Source organism: Pseudomonas sp. SCPG-7 (assembly GCF_002156405.1).
Classification (GTDB): Bacteria; Pseudomonadota; Gammaproteobacteria; order Pseudomonadales; family Pseudomonadaceae; genus Aquipseudomonas; species Aquipseudomonas parakoreensis.
In genome coordinates, this window is record NZ_MVOO01000050.1 from 1 (window position 1) to 379 (window position 379).

1 protein-coding gene is annotated in these 379 nt (G+C 62.0%); it reads right to left on the reverse strand.

The features are described from left to right. On the reverse strand, positions 1-379 hold a 379-nt coding region (locus tag B1722_RS28495), incomplete at both ends, for an alkaline phosphatase (RefSeq protein ID WP_176393391.1).

A 379-nucleotide genomic window follows, 5' to 3' on the forward strand; every position in this document is an offset into this window, starting at 1 on the left:
TGAGGCCGATCGGCATGTCGGAAGCGATGACTTTCCAGGTCGCCTTCGAGTTCGCCAGTTCGCGCTTCAGCCATCTTAGCTGCTCCTCGCCGATAATGCGCGACTGCGGCGTCATCTCGGTTTCGACAGAATCGCCGTTCGGCCCGCGATAGGAGCGGAGGTCGAGGAAGAAGACATCGAGCAGGGGACCATAGGCGATCTTGCGGTAGACGCGGCCCGGCTCGGCCGGCGTAAAGCGGATCGGCGTCATTTCGTGAAATGCGCGGGCCGCGCGGGAAGTCAGCAGCGCTACCGACTTTTCGGTGTAGCGGTCGTCCTTGGACAGGTCCTTCGAGCCCGACCAGTTGTTCACCACCTCGTGGTCGTCCCACTGAAGTAC